At 53.4% G+C, this 1,893-nt stretch carries 2 protein-coding genes; one reads left to right on the top strand and one right to left on the bottom strand.

Annotated elements, in window-relative coordinates; all coding sequences use genetic code 11:
* The first annotated feature begins 156 nt into the window (after nucleotides 1–156).
* Entirely contained in the window at nucleotides 157–1,038 is an 882-nt protein-coding gene (locus DI396_RS16330; protein ID WP_110797477.1) for a DUF3320 domain-containing protein, read from the top strand.
* A 571-nt stretch (nucleotides 1,039–1,609) separates the two neighbouring features.
* Here the strand turns inward: DI396_RS16330 and DI396_RS16325 are convergent.
* The coding region (locus DI396_RS16325; RefSeq protein ID WP_162617264.1) for an integrase core domain-containing protein at nucleotides 1,610–1,893 on the bottom strand (284 nt) is incomplete at its 5' end.

Here is a 1,893-nt window from a genome sequence, read left to right as displayed (position 1 = left end):
GCCCTCGACAAGCGATCCCCAGACGACGCATTCTTCGACACGGAACGAACCCAAAAGGCGGCATGACACCAACCCGATTACATCTTAGCTGAGCCGCAAAGCTGTCCTAAAAAGCAGGACCACTTCAGCTCTGCCACGGCCAGAGACCGGGATAAAGTGCGACAAGCCGTTCTGGAAAACCTCGGCTGGACGATTTTGCGCATCTGGTCGACTGATTGGTTCAAGAACCCAAAGGCTGTCGTGGAGCGTATCCATGACGCGTTGACGAACCATCTGGAGGCTGATCGTGGAAGGCGCGTGGTAGAAGATGCCAACCGAATTACTCCATTTGACGAGGAATTGCCGACCGACGACATCGAACCTGTCGAACAAAGTAATGCAACTGAAACCGTGACAGCTCCGGTGAAACTGGAGCAAGTGCCTGATCCAATAATGGATCTACTTGAACCTCGCGAAGAACCTCTTGTTGCAGGCGTTAACCGGCCAGAACATGTTCCAATAGAAGCTGTCGCTACCGAAGAAGTCGGCGATCTAACCCCCGATCCGGAGCAATTCTACGATGTGGCCTACATCCCGCGCCTTGAGCGTCTCATTGAGGATATCGTCAAGAACGAAGGACCACTTCCAGTGACGCTCCTTTCTCGGCGTGTCGCTCAAAAACATGGATGGCAACGTACTGGGCGACGTATCGTTGAACAGGTGCGCGCGGCCTTGGCGCGCATCGATGTCCACAATGCGGATGGCATCGATTTTGCATGGAGCAAGGGCAGTCACTCAAATCGTGTGCCGTTCCAGACTGACCTCAATCGCAGCATCCGCGACATCTCACGCGCCGAAATTGCATGGCTTTACGACGCCAATGCAGAGACGCTTGAACAAAGCGACGACCCGGTGCGCGATCTATCGCGCCTGGCAGGCTTGCTGCGTTTGACAGCCGACAGTCGAAGTTATCTCGAAGCCTGTCTCGAATGGCGGAAAGAAACTACTTCGATGCCAGTCGCGGATGCTCCACAGGAAAATCGAGATTGCGATCCATAGTTCTCCGGAGCGGAGGCATTCAAGAGGTACTGCCAATTTCAAGGTTGTGCCGGACAGCATGAGCGACAGCGACGCCTCCTACCGTCCCTTGCGGCGCTTAATGTGATCGATGCTCCTGCGCAGTTACAGACAATTTTTCGGATTTGTCTGTAACTGAAACTGCGCGTCAAATGTCCGCCAAGCATAGTTTCTTGAAATACGACCTGGTGGCATAAATATGCGATATCTTCAGTATTTCGCCTGCTATACCGGTATAGTGAGCAAAATACCGTCGCTATACCGACAAAAAAGGAGGCACATAGCTCGACCTCGATGCCGCCTTATCCCAAGGCCAGCACATACATTAGCACCGGATATGCGCGCAAAGTTATGCTCTCAATGTCATGGCTAAGTCATTGATATATAGTGATCGACGCGCAAAGATACGCGCTTCCCTACAACCGCTGTAGGGACGCACATAAAATTGCGCGCTGCTGACGGATTAATCGATTTCTAAGTCCTGAATGTTCTCCGCAGCCCTTTCGGGGTGGAGGGGTAATCCCCCCTTTTTAATGGGGTCCAGCCGTAGAATTCACGCGGCTGTTCTCAATTTCATAGCGGGGGTCATCCCACCGATGGCCATGTTGGGTCGCTCGTTGTTGTAAGTCCAGAGCCATTCGGTTGCCTGGTCCTGTGCCTCCTCGATGGTTTCAAAGATGTATTGCCCCAGCCATTCATCCCGCTGCCCGGCAGTCGAAACGCAGTTTCGATGAGAGGGGCGAACGTTGCGGTTATAGCGCTCGATGTAAGCGTTCTGCTGCGGCTTGCCGGGCTGGATGTATTCCAGCCGAACGTTGCGTTTTTCGGCCCACTCCA

It is taken from the genome of Litorivita pollutaquae, assembly GCF_003205515.1.
In the GTDB taxonomy this organism is placed as follows: Bacteria; Pseudomonadota; Alphaproteobacteria; order Rhodobacterales; family Rhodobacteraceae; genus Litorivita; species Litorivita pollutaquae.
The sequence above is the reverse complement of the archived record's forward strand: the minus strand, read 5'-3'. Positions and strand labels throughout refer to the sequence as shown.